Origin of the sequence: Hyphomicrobium facile, assembly GCF_900116175.1 — a bacterium.
GTDB lineage: Bacteria > Pseudomonadota > Alphaproteobacteria > Rhizobiales > Hyphomicrobiaceae > Hyphomicrobium_B > Hyphomicrobium_B facile.
Genome location: NZ_FPCH01000002.1, coordinates 872,204 through 889,420, shown reverse-complemented (window position 1 = coordinate 889,420; position 17,217 = coordinate 872,204). Strand labels below are relative to the sequence as shown.

14 protein-coding genes are annotated in these 17,217 nt (G+C 57.7%); 11 read left to right on the top strand and 3 right to left on the bottom strand.

The annotated features are described in order from the left end of the window. Window positions 1-100: 100 nt before the first annotated feature. Window positions 101-538: a universal stress protein gene (locus BM399_RS11095; RefSeq protein WP_092867760.1), complete on the top strand. Its 438-nt coding sequence runs from the start codon at window positions 101-103 to the stop codon at window positions 536-538. Window positions 539-553: 15 nt separating this feature from the next. On the opposite strand, the gene BM399_RS11090 is transcribed toward BM399_RS11095, so the two are convergent. After that, window positions 554-2,068, bottom strand: coding sequence for a bifunctional aminoglycoside phosphotransferase/ATP-binding protein (locus tag BM399_RS11090; protein ID WP_425284073.1), 1,515 nt, complete (start codon window positions 2,066-2,068; stop codon window positions 554-556). 403 nt (window positions 2,069-2,471) lie between these two features. On the opposite strand from BM399_RS11090, the gene BM399_RS11085 reads away from it, so the two are divergent. From BM399_RS11085 to BM399_RS11070, 4 genes are all read left to right on the top strand, one after another. Further along, complete coding sequence (locus BM399_RS11085) at window positions 2,472-2,864, top strand: c-type cytochrome (protein ID WP_143117807.1); 393 nt, start codon at window positions 2,472-2,474, stop codon at window positions 2,862-2,864. Window positions 2,865-2,877: 13 nt separating this feature from the next. Beyond that, entirely contained in the window at window positions 2,878-3,531 is a 654-nt protein-coding gene (locus BM399_RS11080; RefSeq protein WP_092867757.1) for a BON domain-containing protein, read from the top strand. Window positions 3,532-3,874: 343 nt separating this feature from the next. Beyond that, complete coding sequence (gene mgtA, locus BM399_RS11075; protein ID WP_092867756.1) at window positions 3,875-6,442, top strand: magnesium-translocating P-type ATPase; 2,568 nt, start codon at window positions 3,875-3,877, stop codon at window positions 6,440-6,442. 105 nt (window positions 6,443-6,547) lie between these two features. Then, the gene (locus BM399_RS11070; RefSeq protein WP_092867755.1) at window positions 6,548-7,033 is read left to right on the top strand and encodes a hypothetical protein; all 486 of its coding nucleotides are present in this window, start codon (window positions 6,548-6,550) and stop codon (window positions 7,031-7,033) included. Between the two features lie 19 nt (window positions 7,034-7,052). On the opposite strand, the gene BM399_RS11065 is transcribed toward BM399_RS11070, so the two are convergent. After that, on the bottom strand, window positions 7,053-9,755 hold the full coding sequence (locus tag BM399_RS11065) for a bifunctional acetate--CoA ligase family protein/GNAT family N-acetyltransferase (RefSeq protein WP_092867754.1): 2,703 nt from the start codon (window positions 9,753-9,755) through the stop codon (window positions 7,053-7,055). A gap of 175 nt (window positions 9,756-9,930) precedes the next feature. Here BM399_RS11065 and BM399_RS11060 point away from each other — a divergent pair, with 175 nt between their 5' ends. Genes BM399_RS11060 through BM399_RS11035 form a run of 6 tightly spaced genes read left to right on the top strand, consistent with a single transcriptional unit; the run spans window position 9,931 to window position 16,108 of the window. Beyond that, window positions 9,931-11,763, top strand: coding sequence for a PHA/PHB synthase family protein (locus BM399_RS11060; protein WP_092867753.1), 1,833 nt, complete (start codon window positions 9,931-9,933; stop codon window positions 11,761-11,763). 9 nt (window positions 11,764-11,772) lie between these two features. Next, on the top strand, window positions 11,773-12,240 hold the full coding sequence (locus BM399_RS11055; RefSeq protein ID WP_143117806.1) for a phasin family protein: 468 nt from the start codon (window positions 11,773-11,775) through the stop codon (window positions 12,238-12,240). 55 nt (window positions 12,241-12,295) lie between these two features. After that, the gene (locus tag BM399_RS11050; protein ID WP_092867751.1) at window positions 12,296-13,039 is read left to right on the top strand and encodes a CBS domain-containing protein; all 744 of its coding nucleotides are present in this window, start codon (window positions 12,296-12,298) and stop codon (window positions 13,037-13,039) included. Next, entirely contained in the window at window positions 13,036-14,178 is a 1,143-nt protein-coding gene (locus BM399_RS11045) for an ABC transporter permease (protein WP_244531195.1), read from the top strand. Before BM399_RS11050 ends, BM399_RS11045 begins: the two co-directional genes overlap by 4 nt. A 3-nt stretch (window positions 14,179-14,181) precedes the next feature. Next, complete coding sequence (locus tag BM399_RS11040) at window positions 14,182-14,973, top strand: ABC transporter ATP-binding protein (protein ID WP_092867749.1); 792 nt, start codon at window positions 14,182-14,184, stop codon at window positions 14,971-14,973. Between the two features lie 10 nt (window positions 14,974-14,983). Next, window positions 14,984-16,108 (top strand): ABC-type transport auxiliary lipoprotein family protein, encoded by a 1,125-nt coding sequence (locus tag BM399_RS11035; RefSeq protein ID WP_177228129.1) that lies wholly within the window; start codon window positions 14,984-14,986, stop codon window positions 16,106-16,108. 59 nt (window positions 16,109-16,167) lie between these two features. Here BM399_RS11035 and BM399_RS11030 read toward each other — a convergent pair whose 3' ends face one another. Then, on the bottom strand, window positions 16,168-17,205 hold the full coding sequence (locus tag BM399_RS11030) for a zinc-dependent alcohol dehydrogenase family protein (protein WP_092867747.1): 1,038 nt from the start codon (window positions 17,203-17,205) through the stop codon (window positions 16,168-16,170). Window positions 17,206-17,217 lie beyond the last annotated feature (12 nt).

Below are 17,217 nucleotides of genomic sequence, written 5' to 3'. Positions count from 1 at the left end.
TCTTTGCCAAAGCCTGCCTCGCCTGTATTGGCGACCGCCGATCCGATGGATACGATGCACGATGATTAATCGGTGATCTGTTTCGGCTACGAGAAGCAACATGTTCAAACATATACTTATTGCGACTGATGGTTCCGATCTCGCGCAAAAGGCTATCACACAGGGGTTCGACTTGGCGAAAGCTGTCGATGCAAAAGTGACAATCGTAACCGTGACGGAGGCCTGGGGAATGAATGTTCCCCCCGAAGTCGCGGTGGTCTATCCGGTCCACGAATACGAGCAGGCTGCCGCGGCGAACGCGAAAAAGATCTTGGACGATGCAGCCGCCGCTGGGATGAAATTACAAATTGCCTGCGAGACGGTTCATGTCAAAGACCAATATCCCGCCGAGGGCATTGTCGAAACTGCGAGCGCGCGCGGCTGCGACTTGATCGTGATGGCATCGCATGGCCACAGGGGCTTGATGCGCCTCGTGCTCGGCAGCCAAGCTCATCGCGTCGTGACGCAGAGCGCGACGTCGGTCTTGATCTGTCGATGAAGTTGAGGAACGGGCTTAACGCTCCGCCATATCCGGCGCGGCTTGCACGCGCTGGATCAACATCTCAGCCGTATTCGATACTGCTTCACCGGAGCTGAGCGATTGCCATTCCGTCTGCGTTGCCCTGTTTGCCTGTTGTCGTAAGACGCTCGGCGTTGCATCGGAGGGATCTCCAACCCGATGACTCACACGATCAATAAGCAGCTCGAGCGGCGCATCCAGCCAGAAGCCATTGAAGGGAACGGTGTCGGGAACCGCCGCTTCAATCCGTTGCCGGTCTTCAGGGCGATCAAAGACGGCGTCGGCGATAACAGAGTGACCACTTTTCAGATACGTTGCCGCTGTCCTGGCTTGCTCGGCATAAACGCGTTCCGACACGCTCGGTTGATATGCTTCAGGCGGTAAACGCGTCTCTGCCGCGACGCCGTATAAGCGCTTGCGAATTCGATCACTCGAAAGCACGCGGGCCCCGGGTGGCTTTCCCAACCGATGGGCGGCCGCTGCGGCAACGGATGACTTGCCGGAACCGCTCAGGCCACCGACCGCAACGAGCTGCGGTGGACCGAATTTCAAGAGATCGCCTGCAAGCTCAAAATAGGCGCCGGCTTCCTTGAATGCAGCGGCGTTTCCATCCGTGACTTGGACGGCGCAGACATGCGCGCGAACGGACGCGCGAACAGCCATGAAGAAAGGCAAGAGAGCAACACCGTCGTCTTCATCGGCGGCATCGAAATAACGATTGAACACCCAGTTGGCTTCAGCACGAAGCCCTCGATTCCATAAGTCCATGAGCAGGAAAGCGAGATCATAGAGCACGTCGATGGTGGCGAGATCCTCGTCGAATTCCAGGCAGTCGAAAAGTGTGGGATAGCCATCGAGCAAGCAGATGTTTCGGAGGTGCAGATCTCCATGGCAACGACGCACTTTGCCCGATCTCTCCCGCTCATCCAGCAACCACGCCAATCGATCAAGCGTCGCCTTGAACGCCATTTCAAGGGCATGCACCTCGTCAGCGCTGAATATTCCGGCGGCCCTGATAGATTCGGAATTCATACGCAGGACAGTCGCCATGATCTCGCTACCGGGTCGCCGGTGATCGATTGCGGCTTCTCGATGGAAGTCGGCGATCGCGAGTGCCGTCTTGGTGAGGAGGGCAGGGCCGAGTTCGTTCCGCTCCGCGATTTGGCTGAAGAGATCGCGCTGATCGAAGCGCACCATTTCAACAACGGAATCGACGAGTTCTCCGCTCCCGTCGAATGTCAGGCGGCCGCCATCTTCGCGCGTAATGCGTCTCACGGCGACATAAAGGGAGGGTGCGGTGCGCCGATTAAGTTCTAGTTCTCGTTGGCATGCAGCCAGTCGCTGGCCGGCGGTAGAGAAATCCAAATAGGGGAAGCATACCGAACGCTTGAGCTTATAGGCGCGTCGACCACTCAGGATGATGATGGAGATATGAGTGTCGTGTCGTTCGGCGACATCCGATAGACTTGAGAGGAACGCAATGACCTCGCTCTGATCTTGCCGAGCCATCATTGACATCGCCGCTGATGACCAACGGTCTCATAGACGCGGCCCGGCGGTGCGCGACCTAACTCGTGCGTTGGCGGCACGGGATTGTCCGCTTCGCTTGCGTCGTCATCATGTAGTCCGTGACCTACACCGGTTGCTTCGAGTACGCACGCACGACCACCATCGGCGACAAGTATCGAGGTTCCTTTGGGCTGCATGGGACCATTCCTTCTTGATGCCTTATCTGCAAGTTCGCCGTTTCTGCACACCTTGCGCTAGATCAAACCGATTTTCGCTTGTTTCAGGCAATGTCCAACGCGGTAGATGAAAGTGTGTTTTTGCGTGAGCCCGTTCTGGCTCGCTCCGGCCTTGCCGAAATCGTTTGTAAAAATCGTTTTTAGTTTTAATTCTGAAGATGACGACTGTGCGCGTATTATCGTTGATATTTGTTTCACTTGTACTTCTTCCCGCGGCCGATGTCGGTGCCGAGGATGCTGACGCTTATCGCGTCGAACTCGGCAAAATGACGTACAGAACGTATTGTGCTTTGTGTCACGGCATGGCCCCAGATACCGGCTTATTCGCCGACGCGCTGAAAAAGCCCGCGCCTGATCTTACCCAAATAGCCAAGAGAAATGGCGGAATGTTTCCCGAGGAGCGCGTCAAAGCCATCATTCGCGATGGCGGGGTAAGCGGCCACGGCACAATGCGTCTGCTCTCGTGGGAGCGCTATTTCCGGCAAGACACCCCGCCGGAACACGCAGACGAGGTAATCGACAACGTCACGTACTATCTTCAAAAGCATCAAGCGCCTTGAGGAGGATACTTCGATGAATGATATTCAGCTTCGGCAGTTCGTCATCGACGAGCTCGAATTCGAACCCAGCATCGACGCAACAAATATTGGAGTCGCTGCTCACGACGGTATCGTGACTTTGACCGGCTACGTGCGAAGCTATGCCGAGAAGGTTGCCGCGCTATGGGCCGTACGCCGAGTCAAAGGTGTGCGAGCTGTGGCACAGGAAATCGAGGTCCGCTATCCCGGAGAGGACACGACGTCGGATGAGGAAATTGCGAAGCGCGTCCTCAGTGTTCTGAAATGGCACGCAATGATCCCGCACGACGAAGTGAAGGTGACCGTCGAAAAAGGATGGGTAAACCTCGGCGGCACCGTGGACTGGCACTATCAGAAAAAAGCCGTCGAAGACGCCATTAGGAAATTACAGGGCGTCATCGGTATCACCAATTCCATATCCATCAAGACGTCGGTTCAGCCGGCGGATATCAAGAGGAAGATCGAGGCCGCCTTGGCCAGAAGCGCGCAGGTTGAGGCCAACGCCATTCGCATCAACGTCTCGAACGGTAATCGAGTGAGCCTCGAAGGTATTGTCGACAGTTGGGAAGATCACGACATCGTCGAGAATGCTGCGTGGTCAGTCCCGGGAGTCCTATGGGTCGATGACCGCTTGACCGTCTCGTCGTGAATTTGGTCGACGTGGTCGCGCATGCTCTGCCTCGCGGATGTTTCTCACGCGGTGCCTCGTAGCGTCTCTAGCGAAGTCATAATGGTCGTATCCGCGCATCACGCGTAACTAGAACTCTTCCTACGCGCGCCGGTGAGTGCGAACCGCGCGCGCAACATTGCCGGGGCACCTCGGGGCGCGAAGCCAGAGGGAGATCACCTGTTTACACCGGCAGTGTTCGTCACTTGCTCGTCTGTGCAACTCTGTTGTTAGTCGGCTAACAGATGATTGTCATGGAACCAATTGAGCCGCACCGCCAACAGCTATAGTCAACGGGTGAAGAGCGCTGGACGGAGAAACGGACGTGAGGCATGAACGGGTACCTCGGGACGATCGAAGGGGCGATCAGCCGAGTTTTTGGACCTCTCCCAGTGATGACGTTTTGCGCACGCTTGGTGCGCGTCCTGAAGGCCTGACCTCGGCAGAAGCCGAAAAGCGGCTCGCGCGCTACGGCGCAAACATCGCGGTCGCCAGCACACGACGGAGCCTCGTCCTCAAGTTCGTGAGGCGGCTCACTGAGCCACTGATCGCAATTCTGCTCATCGCAGGGGCGATTTCGGGTGCGATAGGAGACTGGCAAAGCTTCGCCATTATCCTAGTCATCGTCTTGTTTTCCGTCAGTCTGGACATGGTGCAAGAGCAGAAGGCGGAATTCGCAGTCGACGCGCTGAAGCGCTCGGTCGCCGTCCGGGCCTCCGTCCGTCGCGACGGACGCACGGTTGAACTGCCGGTTGCGGATATCGTCCCTGGCGATGTGGTCGAACTTCATGCCGGCGATCTTGTGCCTGCGGATGGTATCATTATCGGCACCCGGGCAGCGCTCGCCAACGAGGCTATTCTGACAGGGGAACCTTATCCCGTCGAGAAGCGGCTCGGACCATGCGACGGCCTCTCGCCCGCGGACGCCTTCAATGCGCTGTTTGGCGGAACCAGCCTCGTCGGTGGTGAAGCCGTCATGCTCGTCGTGGCGACGGGCGGAGCGACGCGCTTCGGCGCTATTGCGGCTTCGATCCAAGAGATGGAGACGCCGACGGCCTTCGAGCAGGGGGTTCATGCGCTCGGCATGATGATCCTGCGGCTGACGGGCTTTCTTGTCCTCTTTGTGCTGCTAACCCAGCTCGTCAAACACGGGCTGTCTCTCGAAAGCTTTTTATTCGCTGTGGCGCTGGCCGTTGGTCTGACGCCGGAGCTTCTTCCTATGGTTATCACTGTCACGCTCTCGCGCGGGGCGTTGCGGATGGCTGACCGTAAGGTCGTCGTCAAACGGCTGTCGGCTATCCACGATCTCGGCGCGATGGACATCCTCTGCACTGATAAGACCGGCACGCTAACGGAGGCGAAAATCGCGCATGCCGGCAGCTTTGGCATCAACGGTGCAGAAAGCAATCGTGTCACCGAGTTGGCACGGCTTAACAGTCACTTCGCGAGTGGCATGCGCAGTGCTTTGGACGATGCTCTCGTGGCAGGCACGTGCGTTTCCGTCCAAGACTGGCGCCACGTCGACGATCTTCCGTTCGACTTCAACCGGCGCCGATGCTCGATCCTGATCGCTCGCGGCAACGAACATGAGATGATCACAAAGGGCGCCCCGGAGTCGCTCCTCTCGCTGTGCAGCCAAGCGGAGACTGCAGAGGGTGCTATCGTTCCGCTCGATGCCCCGTTGAGGGCGAAAATCATCGACCTCATGGAGGCCAAGGGCCGGGAAGGTATCCGCCTGCTTGGCGTGGCGCGGCAGTCTATGGCGATGGATCGCGATCATATCGATCTCACCGATGAGGCCGATCTCATATTCGTCGGATGTGCCGCGTTCCTCGATCCGCCCAAGTTGTCGGCGACGAAGACCGTTGCCCGTCTCGCAGAGGCAGGCGTACGCGTAAAGGTCATCTCGGGCGACGCAGCGCCCGTTGTTCAGCATCTCGTCGAAACATTGAAGCTTCCGGCTCGCGGCATGATCGCGGGCGAAGAGATAGCTGCCCTGGGCCAAGCGGCTCTTATCTCGAAGGCGAAGGAAGTCGATCTTTTCGTTCGGGTTTCGCCGGAACAGAAGAGCCGTATCGTTCAGGCCTTACGTTCCAGCGGCCATACGGTTGGTTTCCTCGGCGACGGAATAAATGATGCGCCCGCCATTCATGCGGCCGACGTCGGTCTGTCAGTCGAAGGCGGAACGGAAGTGGCCCGCGAAGCTGCCGATATCATCCTGCTTGCGCCCGACCTTGGCGTGCTTGCGGACGGCGTGGCCGAAGGCCGGCGCACATACGCTAACATCATGAAATATGTCCGGATGGGAACGAGTTCGAACTTCGGCAACATGCTGTCGATGGCCTTCGCTTCGCTGTTCTTGCCATTCCTCCCGCTGGCGTCAGTGCAGATTCTTCTCAACAATCTCATCTATGACTTTTCCGAAATCGGTATCCCCTTCGATTCCGCCGACGCAGAGGATCTCGCTCGGCCGAAGACCTGGGATATGAATGCCGTGCTCCGCTTCACTCTGATCATGGGCCTTCTATCATCCGTATTCGATGCGGCGACTTTTGCGCTGTTGCGGATTGGCTTCAATGTGAACGTCAGCGAATTTCGGACGGCATGGTTCGTCGAGTCGATCGCGACACAGATCCTTGTCATCTTCATCATCCGCACGGCGCAGCCTTTCTGGGCGAGTCGGCCTCATCCGGTCCTCGTCGCCACGTCGCTTGGGGCGTTGGCCGTGGCCCTCGTCGTGGCGTTGACACCGCTGGGCGGCATCGTCGGCTTCGTGCCCCTGCCGGCTTCAATTCTTGCCGCGATTACCGGCGTGACCCTGCTCTATCTTGCGAGCGCAGAAGCGTTGAAGCACGCCGCTGTCTCGCCCCAACGGCCGAAGAAATCCGCTTAAGGTTATCGAGGAGCAGTGCCGGTTAACACGGATGAAGGCTCTAGTGTCGGAGTGGCCCATCTTTTAAAGAGATGAGAGCGTTGCAAAATCGAAGGTCTGTGTCCCGTGAACCTGCGAAGTCTCACTCAGGATATCGATAAGCTGTCGGCAGCTGACGCTGTCGTTCTAAACAGTTATGCGCGTTATATCTTGAGAAAATCCGCCCTCTGCGCGCTCGCCGCATTTATAGCGATTTGCGGCCTCGGATTGTTAGAGCTCGCTTCGTTTTGGCTTCTTGAGCCAACCTTGAGTCCGGCTGGAGCCGTGGCTGTTCTGGGCGCCGTCAACGTGTTCGTGGCGCTTTTGGTTTTTGCAGTTGCGGTATTGCTCAAACCTGGCCGCGAATTTTCATTCGCGCTCACCGTGCGAAAATCGGCAATCCAGTCACTGGAGCAGGACGTTTCACCGACGGCCGGCAGAGCTGATGCCTCTGCATTTACAATCGGCGAAGCGTTTGTGTCGGCGGTCGTCTTGCCACTGCTGGTGACGCTGCTACGAAATTTCAAGGCTGCACAGTCCGCGAAGACTGAATTAGCCGAAACAGAGAAATGAATATCGATTTCTCGACCGCCTAGGACAGACTCGCATGAGCCGTGACGTCTTGGGGATGCCAGACGACTTCGCGAACAGACGGATCGTCCGGGATTATGCGCAACTTGAATCCGAGTTCGTCCGCCATCGCGAGCATCTGCCGGTTCTCGATGTGCACAAGCCCAAATACCTCCGTCACCCCTTCGGACCGCGCGTAGCTCATCAGCGCGTTCATGAGGTTCCGGCCAAGGCCGTGGCTATGCAGGTCGGATCTTACGATCACGCCGAACTCACCTCGGGTCCGGTCAGGTTCCAGAATGAGGCGTGACACACCGAGCAGTTCACCGGAATCCTTCTTTATCGCGACAAATGCCATTTCTCTTGCATAGTCGATCTGTGTCAGCTGGGCTAAGAACGTATGCGGCAACGCGCGCCGGCCCGTAAAGAAACGCAGGCGGATATCATCTGGTGATATGCGCGCGAAGAATGGTCCGTAGCGCGGTTCGTCATCTGGCCGGACCGGTCTGAGCGTAATCTCGCCAATACCATCAACGGTGATCGTCCTCTGCAACCCTGAGGGATAGGGCCGGATAGCGAGCTCCTGTCTTGGGCTGACCCGCTCATCAGCGAGCTTGAGGCGGGCGTCGATCGCGATCACGCCGTTCTCGTCGACCAACAGCGGATTGATATCCAATTCGCGGATTTCGGGGTGGCGGATAATGAGATCACTCACGCGTACCAGCACATCAGCGACGGCGTTGACGTCGGCTGCAGGCCGGTCCCGATATCCGGCGAGCAGGCGAGAGATGCGGGTCTCCGCGATCATCTGGCGGGCGAGAAGCATATCGAGCGGCGGCAAGGCGAGGGCACTGTCGCCGATGACTTCAACCGCGACGCCGCCGGCGCCGAACAGCATCATCGGACCGAATGTCTCGTCGACGTTCATCCCGACGATGATTTCGCGCGCATTTGGCCTGCTGATCATGGGCTCAACGGTAAATCCATCGATGCGCGCGTCCGGCAGCTTGGTCCTTATGCGCGCCAGCATTTCCACGGCCGCCTGTTCCGAAGATGCAGCGCTTTCCAGTCCGAGGCGTACTCCGCCGACGTCGGATTTATGCGAGATATCGGGCGAAGCGATCTTGATCACGCATGCCTGCGCCTGCTTCAGCACGTCGGAAGCAATGTTTCGAACGTCGATTGGGGTCTTGGCGAGCACGGCCTTGTTGGTTGGGATGCCATAGGCCGCGAGTATCGTCTTTGTTTCGAGTGCGGACGCCACCGTGCGTCCGGCTTTGAGGATATGTTGAATTTCCTCAGCCGCGTCTTCCGCGTGGTACGTCCGCTCACCCGCGGCGACGGGAGGCGTCTGCATCAGCTCGGTCTGTGCTCGCGCATAGTCGACCAACTGCATGAAACCGGTAACGGCTTCCGACGTCGTCGCGAATGTCGGGATATTATTTGCTCTGAAAAGCTCGCGCGGTTCCTTCGCAACCGCCTCTCCGAGCCAGCACGTGATGACAGGCTTTGACGGGCTTCTGTCGCGCCGATTGAGATTGACTTCGTTGATCACGGCAGTCGCTGCATCTCGCGCCGGCGTGATCGCGGTTGGACAGTTCAGGACAAGGACGGCATCGGACTGCGGATCTCGGAGAAGCTCGTGAAGCGCATCGGTGTACCGCTTCGCTGTGGCGTCGCCGATGATGTCGACAGGATTGCCGTGTGACCAGGTTGCCGGAAGCACCTTGTCGAGCGCCGCCGTCGTCTTCATATCGAGCTTCGCCAGAACGCCCTTGGCATCCTGCAATTCGTCCGCAGCGAGGACGCCAGCGCCACCGCCGTTCGTCAGGATTGCCAACCTTTCGCCGCTGAGTTTTGGTGCGTGGGCGAGGATTTCGGCGGCTGCGAAAAGTTCATCGAGCGTCTTGACCCGGAGCAAGCCCGAACGGCGGAACGCCGCATCATAGGCAGCATCTGAGCCAGCCAACGCGCCCGTGTGCGAAAGGGCGGCGCGGGCTCCTCCAGCGTGGCGTCCGCTCTTGACGACGACAACGGGCTTCAATCTTGCAGCATGGCGCGCGGCAGAGAGAAACTTTGGCGCGTGCGTAACGGCCTCGATGTAGAGAAGAATGGCGCGGCTGGACCGGTCGGTGGCAAGATAATCGAGCATATCGCCAAGGTCGATATCTGCCATTTCTCCAAGTGACACCACGTGCGAGAAGCCGATGTCACGAGCTGCCGCCCAGTCGATGATCGCAGTTATCAGCGCGCCGGATTGCGATACGAAAGCCAGATCTCCGGCTAGCGGAGCGCGATGTGCGAAGCTCGCATTGAGGCCGATCTGTGGAACCATGAGGCCAATGCAGTTCGGTCCGAGGATGCGCAGACAATAGGGACGAGCCGCCTCGAGCATCTCTTTCGATCTTGGACCGACACCTGCAGTCAAAACGACGGCAGCGCGCGTTCCATTGCGGCCAAGGTCGGCAATTATGCCAGGCACTGCGGCGGGTGGCGCAGCGATGACCGCTAGGTCTGCGGGCGCGGGGAGATCATTCACCGAGCCGTAGCATTGGCGCCCCTCGATCTCGGAGTGATTTGGATTAACCAGGCTGATGCCCCCAGCAAAGCCAGCAGCCGAGAGATTGTGCATCACCGTGAGCCCCACCGAGCCTGGCTTTGAGCTGGCGCCAATCAATGCAACCGATTTTGGAGCCATCATGTGAGTGAGGTTGCGTATGGTCATCCCGTTCCTTCGCCAGTTGCGCGTTCTGGCCGACTTTTAGTCGGTACGATCGGCCAGCAGCTGATTTGGATCAAACCTGAACGCCGCGCTTAGGCACTTTGACGTGGGTCAATTCCATTGGCCATGGGCGTTCTTATTCTGTATTCTGATAAAAAGTCACTCTGGAGAAGATGCCGTGTTGACCAAGGTGGAGGACGGCAGGCCCGAGCTGAGGAGTGCTCCCGCAAGCGCGTGCACGACCAAATCTGAGAGCGGCGCCGCGGAACCATTGCGCACGCACGATCACGATGCATTTTATCATAACCTTGACCGTCATTTGCACTACCTTCTCGCGCGGACGACCGCGGGCGTGTCCCCTGCAGCATGCGCCAATGCTTACTTCGATTGGGCCATTCACTTGGCGACGTCGCCGGGACGTCAACTCGAGCTTTTTGGCGAAGCCGTCCATCAATGGACCCGGCTTGCGGACTTCGCAAAAGCTGCGGCATTGGCGGGTGCCGATGCAACGCCATGCATTCTGCCACGGTTGAATGACAAGCGCTTTCGCTCCGAGCGCTGGAAGGAATTTCCCTTCAACGTCTATGGCCAATCGTTTCTACTCTGGGAGGAGTGGTGGCATTCCGCGGTTACCGGAGTGCGCGGCGTGGAAAAGCAGAACGCCGAGCGTCTCGATTTTATGATGAGGCAGGTGCTCGACGTCTATGCTCCGACGAATTTTCTACTCACCAATCCGGATGTCCTGCTCCGTACCCAGGCAGAAGCGGGGTTCAATCTCGTTCGTGGTCTATGGAATTTTCTCGAAGATCTGAAGCGACTCCGTGACCGAGAGGGGCCCGATGGCTCAGAAAATTATAGGGTCGGTGAAACCGTCGCCGTGACGCCCGGAAAGGTGATCTTTCGAAATCACCTGATCGAACTCATCCAATACACGCCGGCAACGCCTGAAGTGCATCCCGAGCCCATACTCATCATTCCCGCCTGGATCATGAAATTTTACATTCTGGATCTCCGGCCGGAAAACTCGTTGGTCAAGTATCTCACGGACCAAGGCTTCACCGTGTTCATGGTTTCCTGGCGAAATCCAGGGCAAGAGGATCGCGATACGAGCTTCGAAGATTACCGCCGTCTTGGCGTGATGGCCGCGATCGATGCGGTCAGCAAAGTTGTGGGAGGACAGAAAATTCACGCCGCCGGCTACTGCCTCGGCGGGACGCTGCTGGCGACTGCCGCGGCGGCCATGGCGCTCGACAATGATGATCGTCTGAAAACGGTGACGTTCCTTGCTGCCCAAGCGGATTTCCGGGAAGCCGGCGAATTGACGTTGTTCATCGACGAGAGCCAGATTTCATTCCTCGAAGACATGATGCAGGAGCAGGGGTTCCTCGATAGCACACAGATGGCAGGGGCCTTCCAGCTTCTACGCTCGAATGATCTCATCTGGTCTCATGTCATCAATCGTTACCTCCTGGGCGAACGTAAGCCCGCATTCGATCTATTGGCTTGGAACGCGGACGCGACACGCATGCCTTACCGCATGCATTCAGACTATCTGCGTTCCCTTTTTCTCAACAATGATCTCGCGGAAGGGCGCTACACGGTCGATGGCAGGGCGATTGCGCTCACCGATCTGCACATGCCGATATTCGCCCTCGGAACCGAAACCGACCACGTGGCGCCATGGCGATCGGTCTACAAGTTCAACATCCTCAGCGACACGGATGTGACGTTTGTGCTGGCCAGCGGAGGTCACAATGCTGGCGTCGTGTCTCCTCCAGGATCGCCAGGCCGCAGCTATCGGATGGCGACGAAGTTTGAAGACGATAGCTTCGAAAGTCCCGACGAGTGGCACGCGAATGCGCCCAAATTTGAAGGTTCCTGGTGGCCGGCGTGGACGGATTGGCTCGGCGAGCGTTCGTCTAAAAAGTCTGCGCCCCCATTAATGGGCGCATCGCGAGACGGACTTGAGCCCCTCGAAAATGCTCCGGGGACCTACGTCTATCAGCGTTAAGATCTCTGGGTGACAGTTATTGATTTTGATCAAAGCGGAAATGACAGGTGGGGCGAAGCAAATAAGTTGGGAGGGTTCATTTTTTGCGTAGGAGATACTGATATGTCTGATCGTCAACAATATTCAGAACCCAGGGCGACGCCCGATGCGGCCTCTGTGGTTGGCATTTTTCCCCTACTGTCAGTGTGGAACCCGATGGCCGGAAATGTCGGAGCTTGGAATTCAGACGTCCAGCACGCTACCGAAGAAATCGCGCACAGCTGGCTCCGGTTCGTCGGCGACCGCATTGCAAAGGACGCCGCTTTCCCGCAGCAGCTCGCAAGCTGCAAGACAGTCGGCGACGTCTATCAGGCCTATGCGCAGTTCTGGCAGCAGGCGGCCAATGATTATGGGAAGGGCTTTACCGCTATCGCCGATACGGCTTGGCAAGCAGCGCGCGGGCCACTGGCGCCGTTCTCCTCAGACAAACGCCAATAGTGTGGGACGTGCTCTGCGCACAAGTCTGCCGCTCATAGCTCCAAGGAGTTGAACCATGAAAGCGCGGGATATTATGACCAAAAATGTGGTGTCGGTCACACCGGAGTGTTCGATCGTTGACATGGCGGCGACGATGCAGAAGTTCCGCGTCAGTGGTTTGCCCGTGATCAACGCCGGCGGGGCGCTCGTTGGCCTCGTCACCGAAGGAGATTGCCTGCGCCGCGCTGAGACAGGCACCGAGGCCAAGAGATCGGGCTGGCGTTCATTTCTGGCGGCGCCCGCAACGCTCGCTGGAGAATACATTCGTTCTCATGGTCGCAAGGTCGCCGACGTAATGACGCCAGATCCGATCACAATCGGCGAAGATACAGATCTCGATGAGATCATTCATCTCATGGAGAAGCATCAGATCAAGCGCTTGCCTGTCGTGACGGACGACGCCGTCGTCGGGATTGTAAGCCGCGCCAATATCGTGCAGGCGCTGGCAGGCTTGGCTCGCGGGAGTGGTCCCGTTCGCGAGGACGATACCGCCATCCGAGACCAGGTGCGCGCGGAACTGCGCAAGCTACCGTGGATGGCCATTGAGTTCATCACCCCCACTGTGAAGGACGGAATCGTCGACCTTTGGGGCTCATTTACGGCCTATCAGCAAGACCGGGCAGCCGTGGTGGCCGCGGAAAATGTTCCGGGCGTCAAAGAGGTTCGAAATCATCTCGCGTGGGTCGATCCGGTCTCTGGCCTAGTCGTGTATTCGCCTGACGATAAGGAGCAATCGCAACCGGCAGAACCTGTGTCTTGAGCGGAGATTCCACGTCCCTGCTGACGGCCGTTAGAGACGCGAATTCGTCGCTGATTACCGCAGCGAACGAATGGACCGCGGAGCGTGCAAAAACGCTCGATCAAATCGTAAGCTCCTTGTTGGCGGAAGCCGATCAACAAGTTGCTACGTCCATAGACATGAGCGGTGTCCGTGCCTTCGACACTTTCGGAGCGTGGCAACTTGCGCGTATAGCTCGCGAGTTGAAATCGCGGGGACGCGAAGTGACGATTATCGGGCTTCAGAGCCAATTCGCCGTCTTGTTCGATGCCGTGCAAAAATCGAGCGACGAAGCCGATCGTGTGCAGCCAAAGGCGCGTTTGGAATATTCAGGGGTTGCGGCAGTCGGCGAGGCGTTGACGCGCGCTTGGCAAAATTTCTTGTTGCTCCTCAATATGCTTGGCGCGGTGTCCGTATCAACGCTGCGAGCGCTGCTCAGGCCGTCGGAATTTCGGCTCACATCGACGGTACACCATCTTGATCGGGTCGGTTGGCAGGCCGTACCGATCATCCTTCTGATCACGTTTTTGATCGGCGCGATCATTGCCCAGCAGGGCTTTTTCCATTTCCGGAAATTCGGCGCGGACGACTACGTCGTCGATATGGTTGGCATTCTCGTCCTCCGCGAAATCGGCGTGCTCATCGTGGCCATCATGGTGGCGGGGCGTTCGGGAAGCTCCTACACGGCCGAGCTCGGGTCGATGAAAATGCGGGAAGAAATCGACGCTCTGAGGACTATGGGCTTCAATCCCATAGACGTTCTCATTCTGCCTCGGGTGATTGCCCTGGTGATCGCGTTACCGATCCTGACGTTCCTCGGGTCGATGTCGGCTCTTTACGGAGCCGAACTGGTCGCCTGGTTGTACGGTGGGATGAGTCCTGAAATTTTCGTTGCCCGGCTGAAGGAGGCAATCTCGATCACGCACTTCAAAGTGGGAATGATCAAAGCACCCTTCATGGCGCTCGTCATAGGCATCGTAGCATGCACAGAGGGTTTCAAAGTCAAAGGTAGCGCAGAATCTCTCGGGCTTCAGACGACGGCTTCCGTGGTGACATCCATCTTTCTCGTCATTGTTCTCGACGGACTATTCGCAATCTTTTTCGCATCGATTGGTATGTGAGCCATGCAAGCTGCCGCAGTCCAACCGATGATCCGTGTCCGCGATTTGGTCGTCGGCTTCTCCGATCGGATCGTCCTCGATCATATTTCTTTGGACGTCAGACGCGGCGAGATTCTCGGTCTCGTCGGCGGATCGGGCAGCGGCAAGTCCGTTCTCCTTCGCACGATCATAGGACTGCTGCCGAAGCGCTCTGGTACGATCGAGGTTCTGGGGCAAAACCAAGATGCTCTCGATGACGAGGCTCGTCGTGAGTTCCAGCGGCGCTGGGGCGTCCTATTTCAGAACGGCGCGTTGTTCTCATCGTTGACGGTCATTCAGAATGTACAATTTGCGATGCGTGAATTCCTGCGTCTCCCGGAAGCCATGCTCGAAGAGTTGGCGGCGACGAAGCTTGCCATGGTCGGGATATCCAGGAAGGACGAGAACAAGTTTCCTTCCGAGCTCTCCGGTGGCATGACGAAGCGCGTGGCACTGGCCCGCGCCCTGGCACTCGATCCGGAACTGGTTTTTCTCGATGAACCGACCTCCGGCCTCGATCCCATATCGGCTGGCGAGTTTGATGCTTTGATCCGGACGCTCCAAAGGACGCTCGGTCTGACGGTCTTCATGATCACCCACGACTTGAACACTTTGCATGCGGTCTGCGATCGTATCGCCGTCCTGGCAGAGGGTAAAATCGTGGCGGATGGTCCGATGTCCGCAATGCTTTCCAGCGAGCACCCCTGGGTTATGTCCTATTTCCGTGGGCAGCGAGGGCGGCTGCTCGAACACGGATCCGCACGATTGTCTGTTTGAGGGGACCTGGATGGAAATCCGCGCGCGCTATACGTTGATCGGGATTTTTACGCTTTTCGCTGTCGCAGCAGCTTTTGCGTTTGTCTACTGGCTGAACCATGCCGGTGGCCTGACAAGGCAAACGCTCTACCGGGTGCGATTTGAAAATACGGTTTCCGGGCTTCTGAAGGGCTCTGGTGTGCAGTTCAATGGCATCCGCGTCGGAGAAGTCGTTGCGCTGCAATTGAACCCAGAAAAGCCAAAGGAGGTGACGGCGGTCATGTCTATTGACCACGATACGCCCGTTCGAGCCGACACGAAGGTCGCGATTGCATTTCAGGGGCTCACGGGTTCACCAGTTCTCTCATTAGACGGTGGAGCGGCGAACGCGCCGCCCGTGACATCGATCGACAATCAGCCGCCGCTTCTTTCCGCCGATCCGGATGCAGGTCAAAACATGACGGACTCAGCGCGAAGCGTTCTTCGCCACATCGACGCTGTCGTAACTGATAATGCCGAGCCGTTGCGTTCGCTGATTGCAAACATCAATACCTTCTCCGGCGCGCTTGCCCGCAATTCGGATCGCGTTGACGGAATTCTTTCGGGGCTCGAGCGAATGACCGGCGGAGGAACGCAGAAAGCCTCGACTCATGTTTTTGATCTCAAAGCCGCGGAGGGGTTTCCGGCACTGGCAAGAATTCCGCAAGGTCAGCTGGTCATTCCCGAACCGGACGTTGTCGGCAGCGTCTTCAACGATCAGGTTGCCGTCGTAACGCCGTCCGGCGACCGTTCCACAGCGTTCCAGGCCAAATGGCCGGATACATTGAGCCGCCTCGTGCAATCGCGTGTGGTTCAAAGCTTCGAGAATGCCGGCTATCTGAAAACCCTTGGACGCCAGCCCGAAGGGCTCAAAATCGATTACCAGCTGCTGATAGATTTGCGGAGCTTCCAGGTCGTGATGTCGGCGACGCCCACTGCCGAGATCGCTTTTTCGGCAAAGATCATCGGCGAAAATGGCAACATCCTCGGTGCTAAGCTGTTTGAAGCTCGTATGCCTTCGAACATCGTGGACGAAGCGAGCGCCGTGGCGGCTCTCAATCAAGTGTTCGCCAAGGTCATCACGGATCTCGTTCTTTGGACATGCAAAACCGCTTAAGGCACATTCGAGCCAAGGTCGGCGGGCGATAATCACCCGATTGTACGTAATGCGCTTTTTCAGGCTTCGATCACGACCTTGAGTGCGCGCGTCTCGGCTGCGCGACTGAAAGTGTCGTAGGCATCGAGGATTTTGTCGAACTTGAAACGATGCGTAATTAGCTTGGCCGGATCTATTTTATGGGCCTGAACTGTTTTAAGCAGCATCGGTGTGGTGACGGTGTCGACAAGCCGAGTTGTGATGCTGATGTTCTGGCTCCAGAGGCGCTCAAGGTGCAGATCGACTTTGACACCATGCACACCGATATTGGCGATCGTTCCGCCTGGCGCGACGATATCCTCGCAGGTCAGAAATGAAGCGGGTACACCCACAGCCTCGATCGCAGTATCGACGCCGCGCCCACCGGTCATTTTCATGACGGTCTCTGCCGCCGCGACGCCTGCCGCGTTGATCGTTGCCGTTGCCCCAAAACGCTTGGTCACTTCGAGGCGATTGTTGTCGGGATCGATCATGATGATTTCGGCTGGCGAATAGAACTGCGCCGTTAGCAGGGCGGCCAGTCCAATCGGACCCGCGCCGACGATTGCGACTGTGCTGCCTGGTGCGACCTTGCCGTTTAGGACACCGCACTCAAATCCTGTCGGCAGGATATCGCTGAGCATCACGAGCGCTTCCTCGTCAGCTCCTTCCGGGATCCGATAGAGGCTTGTGTCCGCATGCGGAATCCGCACGAACTCCGCCTGCGTTCCGTCAATCTCGTTGCCCAGAATCCAACCTCCCGTCGTGCAATGTGAATACATGCCCCGACGGCAATATTCGCAACGGCCGCACGCTGAGATGCACGAGATGAGTACACGGTCGCCGGGTCGAAAAGCAGTGACGCCTGCGCCGATCTTCTCGACAGTTCCCGTTCCCTCGTGACCAAGTGTCCGGCCGGGGCTGCAAGTTGGAACATCACCCTTCAGGATATGAAGATCCGTTCCGCAAATCGTCGTCTTGGAAATTTTGACGATGGCGTCGTTCGGTTCTTTAACTTCAGGGATAGGCCGATCTTCGACGGCCTTCAGGCCGGGGCCTTTATAGACAAGTGCCTTCATCACGCATCACCC

What these genes read in the sequence shown, in the direction of transcription:
- BM399_RS11040 (WP_092867749.1), top strand. Translation starts at nt 14,182, where the DNA reads ATGCAAGCTGCCGCAGTCCAACCGATGATCCGTGTCCGCGATTTGGTC.
- BM399_RS11035 (WP_177228129.1), top strand. Translation starts at nt 14,984, where the DNA reads ATGGAAATCCGCGCGCGCTATACGTTGATCGGGATTTTTACGCTTTTC.
- BM399_RS11080 (WP_092867757.1), top strand. Translation starts at nt 2,878, where the DNA reads ATGAATGATATTCAGCTTCGGCAGTTCGTCATCGACGAGCTCGAATTC.
- BM399_RS11030 (WP_092867747.1), bottom strand. Translation starts at nt 17,205, where the DNA reads ATGAAGGCACTTGTCTATAAAGGCCCCGGCCTGAAGGCCGTCGAAGAT.
- BM399_RS11095 (WP_092867760.1), top strand. Translation starts at nt 101, where the DNA reads ATGTTCAAACATATACTTATTGCGACTGATGGTTCCGATCTCGCGCAA.
- BM399_RS11090 (WP_425284073.1), bottom strand. Translation starts at nt 2,068, where the DNA reads ATGGCTCGGCAAGATCAGAGCGAGGTCATTGCGTTCCTCTCAAGTCTA.
- BM399_RS11050 (WP_092867751.1), top strand. Translation starts at nt 12,296, where the DNA reads ATGAAAGCGCGGGATATTATGACCAAAAATGTGGTGTCGGTCACACCG.
- BM399_RS11065 (WP_092867754.1), bottom strand. Translation starts at nt 9,755, where the DNA reads ATGACCATACGCAACCTCACTCACATGATGGCTCCAAAATCGGTTGCA.